The sequence below is a fragment of the Streptomyces sp. NPDC059003 genome (assembly GCF_042740445.1).
In the GTDB taxonomy this organism is placed as follows: domain Bacteria; phylum Actinomycetota; class Actinomycetes; order Streptomycetales; family Streptomycetaceae; genus Streptomyces.
Window position 1 is genome coordinate 22,214 of record NZ_JBHYJH010000080.1, and the last position, 21,186, is coordinate 43,399.

General features: G+C 72.8%; 19 protein-coding genes. 8 read left to right on the plus strand and 11 right to left on the minus strand.

From position 1 onward, the window contains the following. Positions 1-139 precede the first annotated feature (139 nt). A complete protein-coding gene (locus ACFWZ5_RS25910; protein WP_384797730.1) occupies positions 140-1,972 on the plus strand; it encodes a S9 family peptidase in 1,833 nt (610 codons plus the stop codon). A gap of 74 nt (positions 1,973-2,046) precedes the next feature. Next, positions 2,047-2,820, plus strand: coding sequence for an SURF1 family protein (locus tag ACFWZ5_RS25915; protein WP_384797733.1), 774 nt, complete (start codon positions 2,047-2,049; stop codon positions 2,818-2,820). Between the two features lie 381 nt (positions 2,821-3,201). Here ACFWZ5_RS25915 and ACFWZ5_RS25920 read toward each other — a convergent pair whose 3' ends face one another. The 7 genes from ACFWZ5_RS25920 to ACFWZ5_RS25950 form a co-directional block, all read right to left on the minus strand. After that, positions 3,202-4,413 carry a hypothetical protein gene (locus tag ACFWZ5_RS25920; protein ID WP_384804250.1) on the minus strand — a complete coding sequence of 404 codons (1,212 nt, stop codon included), beginning with the start codon at positions 4,411-4,413 and terminating at the stop codon, positions 3,202-3,204. After that, positions 4,410-5,066 carry a SigE family RNA polymerase sigma factor gene (locus ACFWZ5_RS25925; protein WP_384804252.1) on the minus strand — a complete coding sequence of 219 codons (657 nt, stop codon included), beginning with the start codon at positions 5,064-5,066 and terminating at the stop codon, positions 4,410-4,412. The genes ACFWZ5_RS25920 and ACFWZ5_RS25925 overlap by 4 nt, the downstream gene beginning before the upstream one ends. Positions 5,067-5,420: 354 nt before the next feature. Further along, positions 5,421-6,479: an aspartate-semialdehyde dehydrogenase gene (locus tag ACFWZ5_RS25930; protein WP_384804254.1), complete on the minus strand. Its 1,059-nt coding sequence runs from the start codon at positions 6,477-6,479 to the stop codon at positions 5,421-5,423. Beyond that, positions 6,476-7,747 (minus strand): aspartate kinase, encoded by a 1,272-nt coding sequence (locus ACFWZ5_RS25935; RefSeq protein ID WP_384804256.1) that lies wholly within the window; start codon positions 7,745-7,747, stop codon positions 6,476-6,478. The genes ACFWZ5_RS25930 and ACFWZ5_RS25935 overlap by 4 nt, the downstream gene beginning before the upstream one ends. Before the next feature lie 223 nt (positions 7,748-7,970). After that, entirely contained in the window at positions 7,971-8,651 is a 681-nt protein-coding gene (locus ACFWZ5_RS25940; RefSeq protein ID WP_384804258.1) for a DUF5063 domain-containing protein, read from the minus strand. Beyond that, complete coding sequence (gene recR / locus ACFWZ5_RS25945) at positions 8,644-9,243, minus strand: recombination mediator RecR (RefSeq protein ID WP_030682774.1); 600 nt, start codon at positions 9,241-9,243, stop codon at positions 8,644-8,646. The genes ACFWZ5_RS25940 and recR overlap by 8 nt, the downstream gene beginning before the upstream one ends. 158 nt (positions 9,244-9,401) lie before the next feature. Next, positions 9,402-9,743 carry a YbaB/EbfC family nucleoid-associated protein gene (locus tag ACFWZ5_RS25950; protein WP_384804262.1) on the minus strand — a complete coding sequence of 114 codons (342 nt, stop codon included), beginning with the start codon at positions 9,741-9,743 and terminating at the stop codon, positions 9,402-9,404. A gap of 318 nt (positions 9,744-10,061) precedes the next feature. Between ACFWZ5_RS25950 and ACFWZ5_RS25955 the strand changes: the two genes are divergently transcribed. Beyond that, positions 10,062-10,814 carry an SLATT domain-containing protein gene (locus tag ACFWZ5_RS25955; RefSeq protein WP_384804264.1) on the plus strand — a complete coding sequence of 251 codons (753 nt, stop codon included), beginning with the start codon at positions 10,062-10,064 and terminating at the stop codon, positions 10,812-10,814. Between the two features lie 168 nt (positions 10,815-10,982). On the opposite strand, the gene ACFWZ5_RS25960 is transcribed toward ACFWZ5_RS25955, so the two are convergent. Beyond that, positions 10,983-12,350: an aspartate aminotransferase family protein gene (locus ACFWZ5_RS25960; RefSeq protein WP_384804260.1), complete on the minus strand. Its 1,368-nt coding sequence runs from the start codon at positions 12,348-12,350 to the stop codon at positions 10,983-10,985. Between the two features lie 519 nt (positions 12,351-12,869). Here ACFWZ5_RS25960 and ACFWZ5_RS25965 point away from each other — a divergent pair. The 3 genes from ACFWZ5_RS25965 to ACFWZ5_RS25975 all read left to right on the plus strand — a co-directional run bounded on the left by ACFWZ5_RS25965 (position 12,870) and on the right by ACFWZ5_RS25975 (position 16,809). After that, entirely contained in the window at positions 12,870-13,580 is a 711-nt protein-coding gene (locus ACFWZ5_RS25965) for a GntR family transcriptional regulator (RefSeq protein WP_384806316.1), read from the plus strand. Next, positions 13,577-16,024, plus strand: coding sequence for a dolichyl-phosphate beta-glucosyltransferase (locus tag ACFWZ5_RS25970; protein ID WP_384806314.1), 2,448 nt, complete (start codon positions 13,577-13,579; stop codon positions 16,022-16,024). Before ACFWZ5_RS25965 ends, ACFWZ5_RS25970 begins: the two co-directional genes overlap by 4 nt. A 134-nt stretch (positions 16,025-16,158) precedes the next feature. After that, positions 16,159-16,809, plus strand: coding sequence for a hypothetical protein (locus ACFWZ5_RS25975; RefSeq protein WP_384806312.1), 651 nt, complete (start codon positions 16,159-16,161; stop codon positions 16,807-16,809). A 657-nt stretch (positions 16,810-17,466) separates the two neighbouring features. Here ACFWZ5_RS25975 and ACFWZ5_RS25980 read toward each other — a convergent pair. Further along, positions 17,467-17,964 (minus strand): hypothetical protein, encoded by a 498-nt coding sequence (locus tag ACFWZ5_RS25980; RefSeq protein WP_384805209.1) that lies wholly within the window; start codon positions 17,962-17,964, stop codon positions 17,467-17,469. A gap of 123 nt (positions 17,965-18,087) precedes the next feature. On the opposite strand from ACFWZ5_RS25980, the gene ACFWZ5_RS25985 reads away from it, so the two are divergent. Together ACFWZ5_RS25985 and ACFWZ5_RS25990 are read left to right on the plus strand one after the other, a co-directional pair. Beyond that, positions 18,088-18,783 carry a response regulator transcription factor gene (locus tag ACFWZ5_RS25985; protein ID WP_384805207.1) on the plus strand — a complete coding sequence of 232 codons (696 nt, stop codon included), beginning with the start codon at positions 18,088-18,090 and terminating at the stop codon, positions 18,781-18,783. 2 nt (positions 18,784-18,785) lie between these two features. Then, complete coding sequence (locus tag ACFWZ5_RS25990) at positions 18,786-20,174, plus strand: sensor histidine kinase (protein ID WP_384805205.1); 1,389 nt, start codon at positions 18,786-18,788, stop codon at positions 20,172-20,174. On the opposite strand, the gene ACFWZ5_RS25995 is transcribed toward ACFWZ5_RS25990, so the two are convergent. Beyond that, complete coding sequence (locus tag ACFWZ5_RS25995; protein ID WP_384805203.1) at positions 20,065-20,919, minus strand: VTC domain-containing protein; 855 nt, start codon at positions 20,917-20,919, stop codon at positions 20,065-20,067. The two genes, ACFWZ5_RS25990 and ACFWZ5_RS25995, sit on opposite strands and share 110 nt — an antisense overlap. Continuing rightward, positions 20,916-21,186 (minus strand): DUF4956 domain-containing protein (locus ACFWZ5_RS26000; RefSeq protein WP_384891309.1); only part of this gene is annotated, 271 nt, incomplete at its 5' end. The genes ACFWZ5_RS26000 and ACFWZ5_RS25995, both read right to left, overlap by 4 nt.

Genomic DNA, 21,186 nt, shown 5'->3' on the forward strand with positions numbered 1-21,186 from the left:
GGAGTCGCCGCGGTAGCGGGGGTGACCTGCAGGCGCCGGCGGCGGAACAGGCGCGCGAGGGGCGGTCGCCCCGCGGGCGGGTGGGAAAGGAGTCGGGACTCGTTGGGGGGTGTGGTGAGGGGGGAGGCAGTATGGGGGGATGAGTGAGACGACGGGTACGCAGGTGAGTGTGGGCGGCGCCAACGGCGCGGAGACGGCACCGGACTGGGAGAAGCGCTTCCGCGCCCCCCGCGTCTCCCTGCCCGACTGGGCGGAAGACGCCCCCCACCGCTCCCTGTTCGTATCGAACGCGACCGGCACGTACGAGCTGTACGCCTGGGACCGCGCCACGGGCGAGCAGCGCCAGGCCACGGACCGCCCGAACGGCACCACGGACGGCACGCTCTCGCCGGACGGCGAGTGGATCTGGTGGTTCAACGACAAGGACGGGGACGAGTTCGGCACCTGGATGCGCCAGCCGTTCGACGGACACGGAGCGGACGAGCCCGCCGTACCGGGACTCGCGGCCTCGTACCCCGCCGGCCTGGCCCTCGGCCGCGACGGCCGCACCGTCGTCGTAGGCCGCTCGACGGACGACGACGGCTCGACCATCCACGTCGTACGCCCCGACGCCACGGACCCCGTGGAGATCTACCGGCACCGCGAGTCCGCCGGCGTCGGCGACCTCTCCCACGACGGCACCCTCATCGCGATCGAGCACACGGAACACGGCGACGCGATGCACTCGGCGCTGCGCGTCGTCCGCACGGACGGCAGCACGGTCGCCGAGCTCGACGACACCGACGGCGGCACGGTCGAGCTCGGCCTCGAGGTCCTCGGCTTCGCACCGGTCGACGGCGACACCCGCCTCCTCGTGGGCCACCAGCGCCGCGGCCGCTGGGAGCCGATGGTGTGGGACGTGGCGTCGGGCGAGGAGAGCGACCTGGCGCTCGACCTGCCGGGCGACGTGTCGGCCGAGTGGTACCCGGACGGCTCGGCGCTGCTGATCGCGCACAGCTTCGAGGCCCGCGGCGACCTGTGGCGCTACGACCTCGCGACCCGCGAGCTGACCCGCGTCGAGACCCCGCGCGGCTCCGTGTCGGGCGCGACCGCCCGCCCCGACGGCACCGTGGAGTACATGTGGTCGTCGGCCGCCGAGCCGCCGGTGCTCCGGTCCACGTCCGGCAAGGTCGTCCTTGACCCGCCCGGCATGAAGGCACCGGGCTCGGTGCCGGTGACGGACGCGTGGGTGGAGGGCCCCGGCGGCCGCATCCACGCCCTGGTCCAGAAGCCCGCGGGGGCCACCGGCCCCCTGCCCACCGTCTTCGAGGTGCACGGCGGCCCGACCTGGCACGACAGCGACGCGTTCGCGGCGGGCCCGGCGGCCTGGGTGGACCACGGGTACGCGGTGGTACGGGTGAACTACCGCGGCTCGACGGGGTACGGCCGCGCCTGGACCGACGCCCTCAAGCACCGCGTGGGCCTCATCGAGCTCGAGGACATCGCGGCGGTGCGCGAGTGGGCGGTGGAGTCGGGCCTCTCCGACCCGGACCGGCTGATCCTCTCCGGCGGCTCCTGGGGCGGCTACCTCACCCTCCTCGGCCTCGGCACCCAGCCGGACGCCTGGGCGCTCGGCCTCGCCGCGGTGCCGGTCGCGGACTACGTGACGGCGTACCACGACGAGATGGAGGCCCTGAAGGCCATGGACCGCACGCTCCTCGGCGGCACCCCCGAGGAGGTCCCCGAGCGCTTCGAGGCCTCGTCCCCGCTGACGTACGTGGACGCGGTGAAGGCCCCGGTGTACATCTCGGCGGGCGTGAACGACCCGCGCTGCCCGATCCGCCAGGTCGAGAACTACGTGGACCGCCTCAAGGCCCGCGAGGCGGTCCACGAGGTGTACCGGTACGACGCGGGCCACGGCTCGCTCGTCGTGGACGAGCGGATCAAGCAGGTGGCCCTGGAGCTGGACTTCGCGGCGCGGCACCTGCGGTAGCCCGCCACCGGCGGCCGGTGGCGGGCACGGAGCCGGTGGCGGGCGCGGGGACGGCACCCCGTACGGTGGAAGGCGTGTACCGGTTTCTGCTGACCCCCCGGTGGTGGGGGATCAACGTCTTCGTCGCGCTCGCCGTCCCCGTGTGCGTCTTCATGGGCTCCTGGCAGCTCGGCCGCTTCGAGGACCGCGTGCAGGACCACGAGGACGCGAAGCGGCTGGCCGCCGGCGTCAGCAGCGACAAGGCCGCGGGGAGGGCCGCGCGGCCGCTTGACTCCCTCCTGCCCGTCGACAAGAAGACCTCGGGCGAGCGGGCGCGGGCCACCGGGCGGTACGGGAAGCAACTCCTCGTACCGGACCGGGAGTTGAACGACAAGCGGGGCTACTACGTCCTGACGATGCTGCGCACCGGCGACGGCAAGTCGCTGCCCGTCGTACGCGGCTGGCTGCCGGGCGGTGCGGACCCCGGGCGGGCGCCCGCGCCGCCCAAGGGCGAGGTCACCGTGGTCGGGGCCCTCCAGGCCTCGGAGAGCCCCAGCTCGGACGGCGTGACCAAGGCGGGCGGGCTGCCCTCCGGGCAGGTCGGCATGATCAGCGCGGCGGCCTTGGTGAACCTGGTGCCGGACGACGTGTACGACGCGTGGGTCACCCTGGACAAGGGGGACTCCGGGATGACGCCGGTGCCGGCGTCGGCGCCGGAGGACTCGGGTCTGGACATGAAGGCCTTCCAGAACCTGGGGTACACCGGTGAGTGGTTCGTCTTCGCGGGATTCGTGATCTTCATGTGGTTCCGCCTGTTCCGCCGCGAACGAGAATCCGCCCGAGACACAGCCCTGGGCCTCACCCCCTGACCCCCACGGCGCCCTTCCCCGGTGGGGGGTAACCCGCCATCGGCGCCCGCAGGCAAGCGCCGCTACCGCGGCGCACGATCTCCCACCCGCCCACCCGTTTCCAGTCACATGACGGGTGAACGCCCCCTGCGGGGGTCATTCACCATCGGCGACTACAGGCCCGAAAGCCGCAGCCGCCAACACCGAAACAGCCCCACCAGAAGCGCCCACCCCACGTGACGCTGGAAACGGGCGGGCGGGTGGGAGAGGAGTCGCCGCGGTAGCGGCGGTAGCCCGCAGATGCCGACGACGGGCAACCCCCACCGGGGGCGGTCGCCCCGCGGACGAGTGGAAACGGGCGGGCGGGTGGGAGAGGGGATGCCGGGAGCGTGACAGCCCGTGTTACTGGGTGGGGAGGACGCCGGTTCTGTAGACGGTGCCGGCGCACGCGTTGGGCACCGTCGCCCCCGCGGACGGCGCACCCGGCTCCGCCGTGAGCGACACCGCGACACTCCCGTCCTCGACGCCGTCCTCCCGTACCAGCTGGGTGGACACCCCACCGGTGTCGCCGCCCTCCGAACCACTGCCACCACCGGCCGTGGTGCCCTCGGTCGGCGAGGGGTTCGGGGAGGGATCCCCGCCCCCGTCGGCGGGACACTCCCCCGCCGGCACCCACGCGAAGCGCACCTCGTACGCGGCCCCGGGCTTGAGGACGAGCGAGCTCGGCTCCGTGGCGGGGTCGGGCAGACCGGACCCGTCACCGGCGGTGTGGTCGACGACGTTGATGGCCGCGGGGTCGGCCGCCCCCTGGGCGGTCACGGCGACGGCACCCGCGCTGTCGACGGTGCAGCTGCTGCCGGAGGTGTTGACGACCCGGAAGGTGCCGTACACCTTGCCGCCGGCCTCGGCGGGCCCGGCGGAGCCCGACGCGTCGAGCTGGGTGGCGGCGCAGGCGGGCGAACTCGCGGCGTCGGTGTCCGGCTCGCTGGACCCGGTCCCGGCGCTCGCGCCGCCCTTGTGGCCCTCTTCCTTGCCGCCCTTGCCCTTGTCCTTCTTGTCCTTGCCCTTGTCTTCCTTGTCCTTCTTGTCCTTGGACTTGTCGTCCTTCTTGCCCTTGCCGGTGGCGCCCTTGCCGTCCTTGCCCTTGCTGGGGCCTTCGTGGTCGTGCCGGTGGCTCTCGGCACCCGCGATGGACGGCCGCGCGTCGGAGTCGCCGCCGGAGCGCGCGACGTGCACCAGGGCGGGGACGGCGGTGCCGACGAGCAGGACGACGGCGGCGGCGCCGACGAGGGCCTGGCGCTTGCGGGCACGGCGTGCGGGCACGGCGTGGCGCAGCTTCTCCAGGGCGGCGTCGGCGGGTTCGATCTCCTCGACGGCCTGGTGCAGCATCCGCCGCAGCGCGAGCTCGTCCGCGCCGAGCCCGCCGGGCTCCGCGTCGCCGTCGACGGCGCTCAGCCGCCCGAGCCCGCCGAGGCCCCCGAGGTCGCCACGGCCCCCGCGGTCGCCACGGCCGCCGAGACCGCTGACCTCGGCGGGGCCGGAGTCCGGCGCCCGGCGCTCGTCCTTCATCTCGTCCCTGTCGCCCTTGTCACCCATGTCGCCCGTTCCGCTCATGCCGGGGCCTCCATGGCGACCCGCAGGGCGGCGATGCCGCGCGAGCCGTAGGCCTTGACCGAGCCGAGCGATATGCCGAGCGTCTCGGCGACCTGGGCCTCGGTCATGTCGGCGAAGTAGCGCAGGACGAGGACCTCGCGCTGGCGGCGCTGGAGGCCGCGCATGGCCTTGATGAGCTCGTCGCGCTCCAGCTGGTCGTACGCGCCTTCTTCCGCGCTCGCCATGTCGGGCATCGGCTTGGTGAGGAGCTTCAGGCCGAGGATGCGGCGGCGCAGGGCGGAGCGGGAGAGGTTGACGACCGTCTGGCGCAGGTACGCGAGGGTCTTCTCGGGGTCGCGCACCCGCTTGCGCGCCGAGTGGACGCGGATGAACGCCTCCTGCACGACGTCCTCGCAGGATGCGGTGTCGTCGAGGAGGAGCGCGGCGAGGCCGAGCAGGGAGCGGTAGTGGGCGCGGTAGGTCTCGGTGAGGTGGTCGACGGTGGTGCCCGCAGTCACGAGCGCCTCATCGCCTTCGCGCTGCGTCGGAATGCGGGCGGGCCGCGTTGCGGGCATGGGGGCGATCACCGGCATGCCGCCGGGGACGCGGGGACGGCGCGGGGGCCGGAGGGCTGCCGCGCCGCTCGCCACTGTGAAGTCGAGTACCTCTGCCACGCCTGTTGGACACGCTTCCCCCCATCAGGGTTGTACGCGTCTGGCATGGCGTTCGGCATCGTGTGCGCGGCGTGCCTCACACCCGCCGCTCTCGACGATGCATCAAATGCCCCCATGCGTACCAGCTCTTCCCCTATGCCCCATTTACTTTTCGCAGCACTTCAGGCCGCCCCCTGGGGGCGACGGCGAAGACGCGCGCCACACGGCCGCGGTTGCAGCGCGCGGAAGCCGAATCTTCGAACGCGGAGACGCCCCAGTTCAAGCGGTCTGGACCATCAGATTGAACACAGAACTTACACAGTTCCTACGGAGCACTCCGCTTCGGGAGCGGCTTCCTGACACCGGGCGCCGCGCTCAGCCCCCCAGGAACTCCCCCGCCACCAACTCCGCGATCTGCGCGGTGTTGAGCGCCGCGCCCTTGCGCAAGTTGTCCCCGCACACGAAGAGTTCGAGCGCGGTCGGGTCGTCCAGGGCGCGCCGCAGCCGTCCGACCCAGGTGGGGTCGGTGCCGACGGCGTCGGCGGGCGTGGGGAACTCCCCGGCGGCGGGGTCGTCGAAGAGTACGACACCGGGCGCGGTGGCGAGGATCTCGCGGGCCCGCCCGACGGTCACCTCGCCCTGGAAGCGGGCGTGGACGGTCAGCGAGTGCGTGGTGACCACGGGGACGCGGACGCAGGTGACCGCGGCCTTCAGGTCGGGCAGGCCGAGGATCTTGCGGGACTCGTCCCGGATCTTCATTTCCTCCGACGACCAGCCGTCGTCGCGCACCGCCCCGACCCACGGCACCACGTTCAGGGCGACCGGCTCGGGGAAGGGCCCGGTGTCGTCGCCGACGGCGCGGCGCACGTCGCCGGGGCTGGTGCCGAGCTCGGTGCCGCTGACCAGCTTCAGCTGCCGCCGCAGCGTGTCGACGCCGTCGCGCCCGGCCCCGCTCACGGCCTGGTACGAGGAGACGACCAGCTCCCTTAGGCCGAACTCGGCGTGCAGCGCGCCGAGCGCCACGATCATCGAGAGCGTCGTGCAGTTCGGGTTGGCGATGATCCCGCGCGGGCGCAGGCGCGCGGCGTGCGGATTGACCTCGGGGACGACCAGGGGGACGTCCGGGTCCATCCGGAAGGCGGCGGAGTTGTCGACGACGACCACGCCGCGCGAGGCGGCGATCGGCGCCCACTGGGCGGCCACCTCGTCGGGCACGTCGAACATCGCGATGTCGACGCCGTCGAAGACGTCCTCGCTCAGGGCGAGGACCTCCGCCTGTTCACCGCGCACGGCCAGCTTGCGGCCGGCCGAGCGCGGAGAGGCGACGAGCCGGATCTCGCCCCAGATGTCGGCGTGCTGCGACAGGATCTGGAGCATCACCGCGCCGACGGCCCCGGTCGCTCCGACGACCGCGAGCGTCGGCTTGCGCGTCATCGCCCGGTGCCTCCATAGACCACGGCTTCGTCCGTGTCGGAGTCGAGGCCGAAGGCGGTGTGCACGGCGCGCACGGCCTCGTTCACGTCGTCGGCGCGGGTCACCACGGAGATGCGGATCTCCGACGTCGAGATCAGCTCGATGTTCACGCCCGCATCGCTCAGCGCCTCGAAGAACGTGGCCGTGACACCCGGGTTGGTCTTCATGCCGGCGCCGACGAGCGAGATCTTCGCGATCTGGTCGTCGTAGCGCAGCGAGTCGAAGCCGACGCCGGGCTTGGTCTTCTCCAGGGCGTCGATGGCCTTGCGGCCCTCGTCCTTGGGGAGCGTGAAGGAGATGTCCGTCAGGCCCGTGGCCGCGGCCGACACGTTCTGCACGACCATGTCGATGTTGACCTCTGCGTCCGCGATGGCGCGGAAGATCGAGGCCGCCTCGCCCGGCTTGTCGGGCACGCCCACGACCGTGATCTTGGCCTCGGACGTGTCGTGCGCGACACCGGAGATGATCGCCTGCTCCACCTTGCGGTCCCCTTGCGGTTCGTTGCTGACCCATGTGCCCTGCAGCCCGCTGAAGGAGGACCGCACGTGGATCGGGATGTTGTAACGGCGGGCGTACTCCACGCAGCGGTGGAGCAGCACCTTGGAGCCGGAGCTCGCCAGCTCCAGCATGTCCTCGAACGAGATCCAGTCGATCTTCCGGGCCTTCTTCACGACCCGGGGATCGGCGGTGAACACGCCGTCGACGTCGGTGTAGATCTCACAGACCTCCGCGTCGAGCGCGGCGGCGAGGGCGACGGCCGTCGTGTCGGACCCGCCGCGCCCCAGCGTGGTGATGTTCTTGCCCTCCTGGCTGACGCCCTGGAACCCGGCGACGATGGCGATGTTGCCCTCGTCGATCGAGGTCCGGATGCGGCCGGGGGTGACGTCGATGATCCGCGCTTTGTTGTGGACGGAGTCCGTGATGACACCGGCCTGGCTGCCGGTGAACGACTGGGCCGCGTGCCCCAGGTTTTTGATCGCCATGGCGAGCAGGGCCATGGAGATCCGCTCTCCGGCGGTCAGCAGCATGTCGAATTCCCGCCCGGCGGGAATCGGCGACACCTGCCCGGCAAGATCGATCAACTCATCCGTCGTGTCACCCATGGCCGACACCACGACCACCACTTGGTGGCCGTTCTTCTTGGCGTCGACGATGCGCTTGGCGACCCGCTTGATGCCCTCGGCATCGGCTACGGAGGAGCCTCCGTACTTCTGCACGACAAGGCCCACGTGCGCTCCTCGCTCAGTCAAGTCTCTTTCCGCACTGCGGCGGTCGGCTCAGTCTAACGAGCGGCCGAATTCCGCCCCGGGCGTATCACTACGTGAGATGTCCCGCTCACGCCTTGATCACCACGGTGGCATCCCATGGCGTTCGGCCGCTCCGGGGACACCACTGCCCGCTGCGGAGCGAGGCACTCCGGAAAGTGGGGTGGGTCACAGGGGCCGGTGGCGCCTACTGGACGGGGCGCAGGCCGAGCGGGCCCGCGATCTCCTCCGCCATGACCTTGCCCGCGGCCTCCTCCAGGGAGTCGTCCGTCAGGTCCTCGTCCGTGTCGAGGCCGTCGAGGTCCTCCAGGGGCTGGTTCAGGCGCACGTGGGCGACCAGGGACTGCAGCGCGCGCAGGGCGCCGGAGGCCGTGGAGCCCCAGTTGGAGAAGTACGAGAACTGCCACCACCACAGGGCCTCCGTGGTGCGGCCCTCGCGGTAGTGGGCCAGGCCGTGGCGCAGGTCCGTGACGACGTCGGCCAGGTCGTCGGAGATGCGGCAGGCGACGGGCGCCTTGCGGGGCTCGTACGGGTCGAAGACCTCGGAGTAGACGTCGATCGGGTCGAGCAGGGCCGCGAGCCGCTCGCGGAGCTCGTCCACGTCGCCCTCCGGGCCCAGGTCCGGCTCGTAGCGCTCGTCGGGGACGATGTCCTCGTGGGCGCCGAGGCGGCCGCCTGCCAGGAGCAGCTGGGAGACCTCGAGGAGCAGGAAGGGCACCGCGGAGTCCGGCTCGTCGCCGCGGGCGACCTCCGTGACCGCCACGATGAAGCTCTCGATCTGGTCGGAGATCTGCACCGCGAAGTCGTCCGGATCCTGGCTCGCCGCGTGCAGCAGCTTGGTCTGGGAACCCTCTGGTGACTTAGACATCTAGGAGTCGTCTCCCCTCGAAAGCGCGGCCCAGGGTGACCTCGTCCGCGTATTCCAGATCTCCCCCGACAGGGAGTCCGCTGGCCAGCCGGGTGACCTTCAGGCCCATCGGCTTGATCATGCGCGCGAGGTACGTCGCCGTCGCCTCGCCCTCCAGGTTCGGGTCGGTCGCCAGGATCAGCTCCGTGACCGTGCCGTCCGCGAGCCGGGCAAGGAGTTCCCGTATCCGCAGGTCGTCCGGGCCCACGCCCTCGATGGGGCTGATCGCGCCGCCGAGCACGTGGTACCGGCCGCGGAACTCACGGGTCCGCTCGATCGCGACGACGTCCTTCGGCTCCTCCACCACACAGATGACGGAGGGGTCGCGGCGGGCGTCGCGGCAGATGTTGCACAGCTCTTCCTGCGCCACGTTGCCGCAGGTCGCGCAGAAGCGGACCTTCTCCTTCACCTCAAGAAGGGCGTGCGCGAGACGGCGTACGTCCGTCGGCTCCGCCTGCAGGATGTGGAAGGCGATCCGCTGCGCGCTCTTGGGACCGACGCCGGGCAGCCTGCCCAGCTCGTCGATGAGGTCCTGGACCACGCCTTCGTACAACGGATCGCCTTTCCTGCGGGCCTGCGGTTTCGGCCTTCAGTGTTCGGGGCTCTGGGAGCTTTGATACGTACCGTAGTTGGCCGTCGGCCGACTTAGAAGGTAACTGGGGGGTAGCGCCCGGAAGCGGAACAGAAGCCGAAGCCGGGCCGGACCGGGAGCTAGAACGGCAGGCCGGGGATGCCGCCGCCACCGAGGCCCTGCGCCAGCGGGCCCAGCTTCTGCTGCTGGAGCGCCTGCGCGTTCTCGTTCGCCGCGTGCACCGCCGCGATCACCAGGTCCGCGAGCGTCTCCGTGTCCTCGGGGTCCACCGCCTTCGGGTCGATCACGAGGGCGCGCAGCTCGCCGGAGCCGGTGACCGTCGCCTTGACCAGGCCGCCGCCCGCCTGTCCATCGACCTCCGTGCGGGCCAGCTCCTCCTGCGCCTTCGCGAGGTCCTGCTGCATCTTCTGGGCCTGCTGGAGCAGCTGCTGCATGTTGGGCTGTCCACCACCGGGGATCACGATCAGCTCCTGGTGTGCGTATGGGTTGACGTCTGGCACGAGCCTACGTGGTTGCCGGGGTGGGGGCTTCTGGGGGCTGCCGGGGCCCTGCCCGCCGCCGGGCGCCCCCTAGCCACTCTTTCGGGTGAGAAGCGCCCGGGTCCTATACCTGATCAAGCGACCCTTCCGGGCGGAAAAGCCGCGAAAACGACCGCATAGCCACCCATTGGGCGGTAGGACTTGTGCCGCACAGAGGCACCATCCAATACGTTGCGTCACATTTTGCGTCACATTTCGCGGAAGCCGAGGGAGTGCCGGGTGAGCCACCACCAGCCGGAGATGCAACCTGAGGGCGTGCCCCACGACGGGACCGGTGCCGACGGACAGGGGTCCGGTGCGCGGGTGCCCGCGGCGGTGCCGGGTGATCTGGGTGGACGAACGTTTCCCCTGGGCGACTGGGGCGAGCCCGCCGTGCGGCTCGACGAGCTCTACCGGTGGGTGGAGCGGGGTGCGCTCGACACCGCCGAGTGGTATCTGCGCGACCGGGGCCGCAAGCGGCGCGGGGCGCGGCTGCTGCGGAGCGGGGCGGCGCTCGGTGCCGTCGGCACCGGGGTGCTGCCGCTGCTCGATCTCGCCGGGGCCGTCGACGGGGTCGCGACCTGGGGGTTCGTCTCGCTGCTCGCGGGGGTGGCGTGTGTGGGGTGCGACCGGTTCTTCGGGTTCACGTCCGGCTGGATGAGGGACGTCGCCACCGCGCAGGCCGTGCAACGGCGGTTGCAGGTGCTGCAGTTCGACTGGGCGTCGGAGAGCGTACGGGAGGTCCTCGGGCCGACGGAGGGCACCGCCAGCGAGGCCGCCGAGCGGTGCCTGCTGGTGCTGCGGCGGTTCTCGGAGGACGTGACGGAGCTTGTGCGCGCCGAGACCGCGGACTGGATGGTGGAGTTCCGGTCCGGGTCCGGGCCGCTGGCCATGCAGGCGGGTTCTGGCGCGAGGGCCTCCAGGGGGGAGGCGGGGGGTGGGAACGGGCGGCTTCCCCTGCCGCCGGGGGCGCGGCCGAACATGCCTCGCCAGCGGCCACCTGAGGCCCGGTGAGGGCTGAGCGGTTGTTTCCCACCCGCCCGCCCGTTTCCAGTCGTCCACGGGGTGACCGCCCCTGGTGGGGCTCACCCGCCGTCGGCGGCGAATGGCGCATGGGGTGGGCGGGCGGGGAACCTCCCGCCGCGGAGCGGCGGGGCGGCGGCGCATTCGGCCTGGTGCGGGCTACGCGACGTGGGTGTCTGCGGTCTCCAGGGCGCGGTCCAAGGCCTCGAGGCCAGCCTTCGCCTCGGTGTCCGTGATCGTGCACGGCGGCACCACATGCGTGCGGTTCATGTTCACGAAGGGCCACAGGCCCTCCCGCTTCGCGGCGGCGGCGAAGTCGGCCATGGGCGCGTTGGCCTCGCCGCTCGCGTTGTACGGGACGAGCGGCTCGCGGGTCTCGCGGTCCCGTACGAGTTCCAGCGCCCAGAACATGCCGAGCCCGCGGACCTCGCCGACGCTGGGGTGGCGCTCGGCGAGCTCCCGCAGACCGGGACCGACGACCTCCGCGCCGACGCGAGCCGCGTTCTCGACGACGCCCTCGTCCGCCATGACGTTGATCGTGGCGACGGCGGCGGCGCACGCCAGCGGGTGGCCGGAGTAGGTGAGCCCGCCCGGGTAGGGCCGGCGGGCGAAGGTCTCGGCGATGGCCGACGAGATGGCGACGCCGCCGAGCGGCACGTACCCGGAGTTCACGCCCTTCGCGAAGGTCATCAGGTCCGGTACGACGCTCTCGAAGTGGTCCACGGCGAACCACTTGCCGGTGCGGCCGAAGCCCGCCATGACCTCGTCCAGGATGAACACGATGCCGTACCGGTCGCACAGCTCGCGGACCCCGGCGAGGTAGCCGGGCGGCGGCGTCATGATCCCGGCGGTGCCGGGCACCGTCTCCAGGATGATCGCGGCGATCGTGCCCGGGCCCTCGAAGGCGATGGTGTCCTCCAGGTGCGCCAGGGCCCGCTCGCACTCCTGGGTCTCGTTCTCGGAGTGGAACGGCGAGCGGTACAGGTACGGCGCCCAGAAGTGCACGACGCCCGCCGACGCCGTGTCCGACGGCCAGCGGCGCGGGTCGCCGGTGAGGTTGATCGCGGCGGCGGTGGCGCCGTGGTACGAGCGGTACGCGGACAGCACCTTGGCGCGGCCCGTGTGCAGCCGGGCCATGCGCGTCGCGTTCTCCACGGCTTCGGCGCCGCCGTTGGTGAAGAAGATCTTGTCGAGGTCGCCGGGGGTGCGCTCGGCGATGAGCCGGGCCGCCTCCGCCCGCGCCTCGATCGCGAACGCCGGGGCGAACGTGGCGAGGGTCGCCGCCTGCTCCTGGATCGCCGCGACGACCTTCGGGTGCTGGTAGCCGATGTTCGTGAAGACGAGGCCGCTGGTGAAGTCGAGGTAGCGGTTGCCCTCGTAGTCCCAGAAGTACGAGCCCTCCGCGCCGGCGACGGCGAGCGGGGTGATGAGCTCCTGCGCGGACCAGGAGTGGAACACGTGGGCACGGTCCGCGGCGGCGACGGCCGCGCCGAGCCGGGGGTCGGGCTGAGGCATCAGAGGGGTCATGGAGGCGAGGCTAGATCTTCCCGGCCCCCGGACGACATGGGCGCCTTGTCCGACCGACCCCACATCAACGCGACACACTGTCTGGCCGGGGGCCTCGAACCATCCCTGCGCACAGGTCCCACCGCTACCGCGGCGGCATCACCCCGCCCGCCCTCCCACTACCTACCGCCCCTGCGCACAGGTACCGCCGCTAACGCGGCGGCTTCACCCCGCCCGCCCACCCACTACCTGCCGTCCAGGCCGCACCCGCCGACGGCGGGCAACCCCCACGGGGGGCGTCCACCCCCTGGGAGGGTGGAAACGGGCGGGCGGGTGGGAAACAACGCCGCGCGCAGCGCGGCGGCACCACCCACCGGCCCGCACCCGGGCCCGATGCGCCTCCGGCCCGCCGCTCCGCGGCGGGATCTACCCCGCCCACCCACCCCACGCGCAAGCCGCCCGCAGGGCCCCGCAACCCCGACCGCGTAGTCTGGCGTGCTCATAAGCGAACCCAGGACGCCCACGTCAGAAAGACTCACCATGCCCGGAGCCGACGGCACCGCCGTCATCCGCAGCACCCTGCGCCAGCAGATCGCGGACGCCTTGCGGGACGAGATCCTCGCGGGCCGTCTCGTACCGGGCCAGGAGTTCACGGTGAAGGAGATAGCCGACCAGTACGGCGTCTCCGCGACCCCGGTCCGTGAGGCCCTGGTGAACCTGGCCGCGCAGGGCCTCCTGGACGCGATGCAGCACCGCGGCTTCCGCGTGCACGAGTTCTCGCTCGCCGACTACCGCAGGATGCTCCAGGCGCGGAGCCTGATCGCGGACGGCATCTTCCGCGACCTGGAGGTCACGGCGGACAGCCGCCCCGTACCGCCGACGGGCTACGTGTCGGTGCGCCGCCGCGGCGAGGAGGCGGCGCGCGCCGCCGCCGCGGGCGACCTGACGGTGCTCATCGGCTACGACCTGCGGTTCTGGCGCGAGCTGAGCGCCCTGTTCGGCAACCCCTACCTCGCGGACTTCCTGCACCGCCTGCGCGTGCAGTCCTGGGTGTGCGCGGTGCCGCACCTGCTGCGCGAGGCGGAGCGCCGCGGCGACCTGCGGGGCCGCCTGTGGTCGCGGCACACGGAGCTGGTGGACGCGCTGACGCGCAGGGACGCCGCCGGGGCGCACAGGATCGTCGCGGAGTACAACACGCACTCGCTGCGGCTCATCGAGAGCCTGGCGACGAACCGGACCGAATCCGCATGAGCGCCGTGGACCTCACCGTCGTCATCCCCGCCTACAACGAGGAGCACCGCCTCGCCCCGTCCCTGGACGCGATCCGCGCGTACCTGGACGCCGCGCCGGAGGCCCCGAGCTGGGAGCTGATCGTCGTCGACGACGGTTCCACGGACGGCACGGCCGGCATCGCGGCGCGGGCCGCCGAGGCCGACCCGCGCATCCAGCTGATCCGCTGCGGAAGCAACCAGGGCAAGGGCCACGCCCTGCGCCAGGGCGTCCTGGCCTCGTACGGCCGCCGCGTGCTCGTCACCGACGCCGACCTCGCGGCGCCCATCGAGGAGCTCGAGGTCCTGGAGAAGGCCCTCGCGGACGGGTACGCGGCGGCGGTCGGCTCCCGGGCCAGGCCCGGCGCGACGATCGGCGTGCACCAGCACCGCCTGCGCGAACTGCTCGGCCGGGGCGGGAACTTCCTGATACGCACGGTCGCCGTCCCCGGGATCCGCGACACCCAGTGCGGGTTCAAGCTGTTCGACGGCGACCGGGCCCGGGCGGCGTTCGCCGCGTCCCGCCTGCGCGGCTGGGGCATCGACGTGGAGATCCTGCACCACTTCCGGCGCGAGGGCTGGCCGGTCACAGAGGTCCCGGTGCGCTGGTCGCACCAGGAGGGCTCCAAGGTGCGGCCCGGTGACTACGTACGCGTCCTCGCCGAGCTGACCACCCTCAGGACCCGCGCGGTCCGCCGCGCCGACCTCCTCGTGGCGGGCCTCTTCCTGGTCCTCGCGACGGCCCTGTACGCGAACCGCTGGGTCTCGCCGAACCACCGCTACCTCCCCGACGCCCTCCAGGACCAGAACCAGTGGGAGTGGTTCTTCGAGGTCACGGCCCGCAACATCAGCCACTTCGACAACCCCCTCTTCACCACCCTCCAGGGCTATCCGGACGGCGTGAACCTCATGGCCAACACGGTCATGCTGGGCCTCTCCGTCCCGCTCGCCCCCGTGACCTGGCTGTTCGGCCCGGCCGTCAGCCTGAACGTGGCGATGACACTCGGCCTGGCCGCGACCGCGACCGCCTGGTACTGGCTGATCGTGCGGCGGCTCGTGCGCCACCGGACCGCCGCCGCGACCGGCGCGGCCCTCGCCGCCTTCGCGCCCCCGATGATCAGCCACGCGCACGCGCACCCGAACTTCATCGTCCTGTTCATGATCCCGCTGATCATCGACCGGGCGCTGCGGCTGTGCGAGGGCTGTCATGTCGTACGGGACGGAGTGGTCCTCGGCCTCTTCACGACGTATCAGATCTTCCTCGGCGAGGAGCCGCTGCTGCTCGCAGCGATGGGGATGGTCCTGTTCACGGCGGCGTACGCGGTGGTGCGCCGCGATGTGGCGCGCGCGGCCTGGCGCCCGCTGCTGCGCGGCGTCGGCATCGCCCTTGCGGTCTGCCTGCCGCTGATCGCCTTCCCCCTCTGGTGGCAGTTCTTCGGCCCGCAGAGCTACAAGAGCGTGCTGCACGGCGACAACGCGGGCAACAGCCCGCTGGCCCTGCTCTCCTTCGCCGAGCGCTCCCTGGCGGGCGACGACGCGACCGCGTCCCGGCTCTCGATGAACCCCACCGAGCAGAACGCCTTCTACGGCTGGCCGCTCGTCGCCCTCGCCCTGCTGATCGTGGTCTGGCTGTGGCGGCGTGCGGTGGTGAAGGCGCTCGCGTTCACGGCGGTGGCGGCGGCGTTCCTGTCGCTCGGGCCGAAGTTCCGGATCCCGCTGACGGACGTGGTCCTGCCGGGCCCGTGGAAGCTGCTCGCCGGCCGGCCGCTGTTCGAGTCGGTCATCGAGGGGCGCGTGGCGATGGTGTGCGCTCCGGCGCTCGGCATGCTGGTGGCGCTGGCGGTCGACCGGCTCGCGGCGGCGTCGTGGCAGCCGCGCGTGGCCGCCTTCCGGTACGCGGCCTTCCGGTACGCGGGCCTCGCGGCCGTCGCCGCCGCGCTCGTCCCCATCGTGCCGCTGCCCCTGAAGGCCGTGGACCGGATCGACGTACCGGCGTTCATCGCGGACGGCACGTGGCGGCGGTACGTGGACACGGCGGCCGGCGAGACCCTGGTCCCGGTGCCGCTCCCCGACCCCGGCTACGCCGAGGCGCTGCACTGGCAGACCACCGCCGACCTGGGCTTCCGTCTGCCCGGCGGCTACTTCAACGGGCCCTGGGGCCCCGATCGCGTCGGCATCTACGGCGCCCCGCCCCGCAACCTCTCCAACCTCCTGCGCGACATCCGCGGCACCGGCAGGACCGTCCGCATCACCGACGCCTGGCGCCGCGCCGCCCGCGAGGACCTGCGCTTCTGGAACGCGGGCGTCCTCGTTCTCGCCCCGCAGTACGGCGACGCCGCCCTGCGCTCGACACTCGACGATCTCCTGGGTCAGCCTGGAAAGTGGGTGGACGGGGTGTGGATCTGGGACGTGCACGGGGGATCCTGAGCGGGGCGTGTGCCACTACGCTGCGGTACCCACACGCACGGTAGCCGGGCGGGGGCGCCTCGAACGGACCCGTGCCTCCTGCCCGCCGCCCGCGCACCCTGACGTTCACCGACCGCCGACCTAGGGAGCATTTCTTGGCCTGCGACTTGTGGCTCGTTCCGCTCGTCGACGTGCTGTGTCACAGCCCCGACAACCCGTTCGCCGAGGAGCTCGCCTCGTACGACAAGGCGCTGACCGACGCGGGACTGCCGCCGGTCCCCGTTTATGCGTACATGCCGGGTCTGTCCGGCGATGTGGCGCCGGTCGCGGGCTTCGACTACGACGCGCTGCACTTCCTGCGCCGTGCCTATCTGCTGCGCATCTGCGGTCTCGAGGTCACGCCCGTCGACGAACTGGGCGGGGACTACGAACAGCTCCTGGAAATGTTCGACAGCACGGCCCAGCAGTCGCATCTGGTGTGGCACTACGACCACGCGGGCGCGTACGTCCCCGTGGACTTCCCCGCGCCCCTCGCCAACGACGAGCTCCTGGCGGGCGGCGGCCCCCTGGGCTCCTCCCAGGCGCTCCTGCGCGAGCTGGAGTTCGTGGCCCCGTCCATCGGCATAGACCCCGCGAACCCGCCGCTGCCCCCCGCCCCGCCGGAGGCCCCCACCACCCTGGAGGAACCGGCGACCCCGGCTCCCCACGACCCCAGCCCCTTCGCCCGCGAACGCCACGTCTGGCTCGGCCTCCACGCCGCAACCACCCGAAGCCTCGCGCAAGGCTCCATGATCATCTACAGCTGACCCCGCCCCTTGAGGCAACCCGCCCCCTCCAACCTCCGGGCAGGAGGGGGCCGTCCCACCCCACCGCAGGCACACCGACTCAGCCGGCCCCCTCACCGCCCACCCGTGCGCCGGGGTCCCGCCGCTATCGCGGCGGCTTCTTCCCGCCCGCCCTCCCACTACGTGCCGTCCAGGGGGCACCGTCTGTCCTGCAGCCGCCGACGGCGACCAGCCCCCGCGAGGGGCGTCCACCCGCCAGGAGGGCAGAAACGGGCGGGCGGGCGGGAAACAACCGCCGCGACAGCGGCGCAAAACCCGCAGACGCCGACGGCAGGCAACCCCCGCAAGGAGCGCCCACCCCACGGGAGAGCAGAAACGGGCGGGCGGGCGGGGAGGAAGCCGCCGCGACAGCGGCGGGAGGCCCGCAGACGCCGACGGCGGGCAACCCCCGCAAGGAGCGCCCACCCCACGGCAGGGCAGAAACGGGCGGGCGGGCGGGGAGGAAGCCGCCGCGACAGCGGCGGGAGGCCCGCAGACGCCGACGGCGGGCAACCCGCGCTAGGAGCGCCCACCCCGCGGGCGGGTGGAAACGGGCGGGTGGGGGAGAAGCCGCCGCGGTAGCGGTGGGAGGCCCGCAGACGTCGACGGCCGGGGCGGCCACCCCGCGGACAGGCGGGGTCAGTCGTCGTCCGGGTCGGCTGACGGGTGGGGGCGGGGAGTGCCCCGTACGCAAGAGATGCCGTACGACACGTCCTCCGCCACGTCGTCATCGTTGGCCTCCGCCTCCAGGCTGACCGTCGCCGCCGGGCCCCGGCTGACGTCCTCGTCGATGTGGTAGCCGTCGGCGGGGCTCCAGGACAGGAGGTACGCGGTGCCGTCGGGACGGCACTCCACGGTCGCGGTGCCTCCCGTGAAGCGGACCGTGGCGTGTTGGGGGCGGCTGGGGCGGGGCTTCGAGGGCGAGGGAGCGGCCGACGACGGAGTGGGCCGCGCTGACGACGACGTCAGCGCCCGCCGTACCGCCCCCTCGTCCAGCGGACGACTGTGCGCCGCACCCCCGCTGTCCGCACTGGCCAACTGCCAAGCACCCAGCGCCCCGGCCGCCGTCCCCACGGCAACCCACGCCGCCGTCCCGACGGCACTCCACCACGTACCCCTGCCCCTGCGCGTACTCATGCCCCACCCTCCCCCGCCCTCCCCTAACGTCCGGTTAAGAGCCCGGTTAAGGGTCGCCCCGGACCCCGGCCAGAGGCGAACCGACAGCCAACAGGATCCCAACTCCTGGCTAACGTGGCCCCCATGGCCCACCTCCTCGTCGTGGAAGACGACCCCCACCTGCGCGGCGCCCTCGTGCGGGCCCTGCGCGACAAGGGGCACGCCGTCGCGACGGCGCCCACCGGGATGGCGGGGCTCGACGCGGCCGTGACGCACCGGCCCGATCTGGTGGTCCTCGACCTGGGGCTTCCGGACGTCGACGGGGTGCGGGTGCTGCGGATGTTGCGGGCGGTCAGCGACGTACCCGTCATCGTGGCGACCGCCAGGGACGAGGAGCCGGAGATGGTGGCCGTGCTGGGGGACGGGGCGGACGACTACATCGTGAAGCCGTTCGGCGCGGCCCAGTTGGACGCGCGGGTGAAGGCGGTGCTGCGGCGGCTCGGGGGCGGGGACGCCGAGGAGCCGCTGCACGTCGGCGGGCTGACCGTCGACGTCGGCGCCCGCGAGGTGTCCCTGGACGGCGCGGCCCTCGACCTGACGCCCCGCGAGTTCGACCTGCTCGCGCACCTGGCCCGCCGCGCCGGACAGGTCGTGTCCCGGCGTGAGCTGCTCGCCGAGGTGTGGCACCAGCCGCTCGGCGGCGCCGACAAGACGGTCGACGTGCACCTGTCGTGGTTGAGGAGGAAATTGGGGGAGACCGCCCAGGCGCCGCGCTATCTGCACACCGTACGGACCGTCGGCGTCAAGCTCACCGCGCCCGAGCCCCCGGCCGGCCGCTGACCATGCGCCGCCGACTGCTCCTCCTCACCGCCGCCACGACCGCCCTCGTCCTCACCGCCCTCCTCGTCCCGCTGACCCTGCTCACCCGCAGCCACGCCGCCGACCGCGCGACCGCCGAGGCGACCGCCCGCGCCCAGTGGGTGGCGCACGCGCTCGGGCCCGCGCTCGCCTCGCCGAAGGAGCGGGCGACGGCCGAGCAGACCGTGGAGAGCGTCAACGGGCACGGCTTGCCCAGGACTTCCTTGATCCTGGGGGATGGGGAAGGAGTCGGGCCCGGCCCGGCGACCGTCACCGACGCCGTACGGCTCGCCCGCACCGGGCGGGCCTTCACCTACGAGCCCTCGACCGGCGGCCGCCAGGTCCTCGTCCCCGTCCACGGCGCCGCCGACGGCACCGCCGTCGTCCAAGTGACGCTGACGGAGAAGCAGTTGTACGCGGGGACGCTCACGTCCTGGCTGGTGCTCGCCGGGATCGGCGTGGGGCTCGTGCTCCTCGGCCTGCTGCTCGCCGACCGGCTCGGAGCCCGGCTCGTGGGGGCCACCCGCTCCCTCGCGCGGACCGCCGACCGGCTCGCCGCCGGTGACCTGACGGCACGCGCGACCCCGGACGGCCCGCCCGAGCTGCGCCTGATCGCCACCGAGCTGAACCGCCTCGCCGCCCGCATCGACGACCTGCTGACCGCCGAGCGCGAGACCGCCCGCGAGAACGCCGCCGACCTCGCCCACCGCCTGCGCACCCCCGTCGCCGCCCTGCGCCTGGACGCGGAGACCCTGCGGGACGGGGACGAGGCGCGCCGGATCGCGGAGGACGTGGACGCACTCGAACGGAGCGTCGACGACGTGATCCGCAAGGCCCGGCGCCCGTTGCGGGCCGCGCCGCGCGCCGACCTTGCGGCCGTCGCCCGCGAGCGCGCCGCGTTCTGGCGACCGCTGGCCGAGGACCAGGAGCGGCAGAGCGGCATCGAGACACCCCCGAACGAGATTCCCGTACCCGTGCCGCGCGACGAACTCGCCGCCGCCCTCGACGCGTTGATCGGCAACGTCCTCGACCACACCCCGCACGGCACCCCCTTCCGCGTCACCGTCACCGACGGCGCGGCGCCGGACGGCGGCGCCCGGCTCGTCGTCAGCGACGACGGTCCCGGCTTCCCCGACGGCTGCCCCGACGAGCGCGGCACCAGCGGCGGCGGCTCCACAGGGCTCGGCCTCGACATCGCGCGCCGCACGGCCGAGGACGCGGGCGGGACCTTCACGGTCGAGGACGGCCCCACCCGCGTCACGCTCACGTTCCCCCGCGCACATCCGGACCGCGCACAGCCGAGCCGCGCCCAGCCGGGCCGTGAACTGCCGGGCGCGGAAACGCGGTCCGCACCGCCCGCGCCCAGCGGTTGACCCCGAGGTCCGGACGGACGGCGGCGAATCCCCCGCAGTACTTGGTGAACTCCGCCGCCCGCACCCCGTACCGGTGAAGCACCCGGTCCGCGTCCGTCAGCTTGCCGCGCGTCTTGGTCTCGACGAGGACGAGTCCGCTGTCGGCCGACGCGGCCGCGCCGGTCGCCACGTCCGTGACGACGAGCGCCGCGTCGCACGTGATCCGCTGGCCGTCGGCGACGAACGTGGCGCGGCGGTAGTCCGTGACGAGGGACGGGGTCAGCCCCTCGGGGGCGTCGATGCCGTACGAGCCCTTGAGCACCCCGGTGAGGAAGCCGCGCCGGACCGGGTCGAGGGCGTGCTCGTCGCCCTCCATGCGCTGGCGGTGCTTGACGGTCTCGCCGCGCCCGGTCTTCAGCTTGATCTCGAACTGCCGCTCCCCGCTGTCCTGGTAGACCCGCTCGCGGACGCGGTAGCGCAGCCTGCGGCCCTGGCGGTGGTCGTGGAACGTGCGCAGGCACGGGGTGTCGTAGTACGTCGAGTGGTACCCGAACAGGCGGCGGCCGTTGATGCTCAGGGCGCGGAACGGACCGCCGCGGCGGCGCGGGTCGGTGAGCAGTGCCGCGAAGTCCTCGAATATCTCCACGGGGACGAGATAGCTGTTGTCGTAGCGCGCGAGCAGTTCGGCGCGGGCGTTCAGCTCGTCGAGGGAGACCGGATGCGCGGCGAGCGCGGCACGGGAGAGGACACGGAGGGCAGGGTTCACGCGAGCTCCTGGCGGGGTCGAGGGGCAGGTCGTGATGGCTTTCCTGTGAACGCGCGGTGACCCTCGGTAGGTTCCGGTTGGCGGAAGCGGACTTCCAGGACCATGAGGTCGCGTACGTAGTCCACTTCCTGGACGGTCCAGCCGAGCGGTTCTCCCAGGCGGCGGCGCAACTCGGCGCTCAGGGTGGCCTCTTCGCGGTGGACGGCGTCGAGGGTGACGACCGCGCGGCGGTCGCGGGCGTACAGGCGCGGGTGGTCGGCGGCGTAC

Coding starts and splice junctions, on each gene's coding strand:
- ACFWZ5_RS25910 (WP_384797730.1), top strand. CDS start 140: ATGAGTGAGACGACGGGTACGCAGGTGAGTGTGGGCGGCGCCAACGGC.
- ACFWZ5_RS25920 (WP_384804250.1), bottom strand. CDS start 4,413: ATGAGCGGAACGGGCGACATGGGTGACAAGGGCGACAGGGACGAGATG.
- ACFWZ5_RS25930 (WP_384804254.1), bottom strand. CDS start 6,479: ATGACGCGCAAGCCGACGCTCGCGGTCGTCGGAGCGACCGGGGCCGTC.
- ACFWZ5_RS25940 (WP_384804258.1), bottom strand. CDS start 8,651: ATGTCTAAGTCACCAGAGGGTTCCCAGACCAAGCTGCTGCACGCGGCG.
- ACFWZ5_RS25955 (WP_384804264.1), top strand. CDS start 10,062: ATGCAACCTGAGGGCGTGCCCCACGACGGGACCGGTGCCGACGGACAG.
- ACFWZ5_RS25960 (WP_384804260.1), bottom strand. CDS start 12,350: ATGACCCCTCTGATGCCTCAGCCCGACCCCCGGCTCGGCGCGGCCGTC.
- ACFWZ5_RS25965 (WP_384806316.1), top strand. CDS start 12,870: ATGCCCGGAGCCGACGGCACCGCCGTCATCCGCAGCACCCTGCGCCAG.
- ACFWZ5_RS25970 (WP_384806314.1), top strand. CDS start 13,577: ATGAGCGCCGTGGACCTCACCGTCGTCATCCCCGCCTACAACGAGGAG.
- ACFWZ5_RS25980 (WP_384805209.1), bottom strand. CDS start 17,964: ATGAGTACGCGCAGGGGCAGGGGTACGTGGTGGAGTGCCGTCGGGACG.
- ACFWZ5_RS25985 (WP_384805207.1), top strand. CDS start 18,088: ATGGCCCACCTCCTCGTCGTGGAAGACGACCCCCACCTGCGCGGCGCC.
- ACFWZ5_RS25990 (WP_384805205.1), top strand. CDS start 18,786: ATGCGCCGCCGACTGCTCCTCCTCACCGCCGCCACGACCGCCCTCGTC.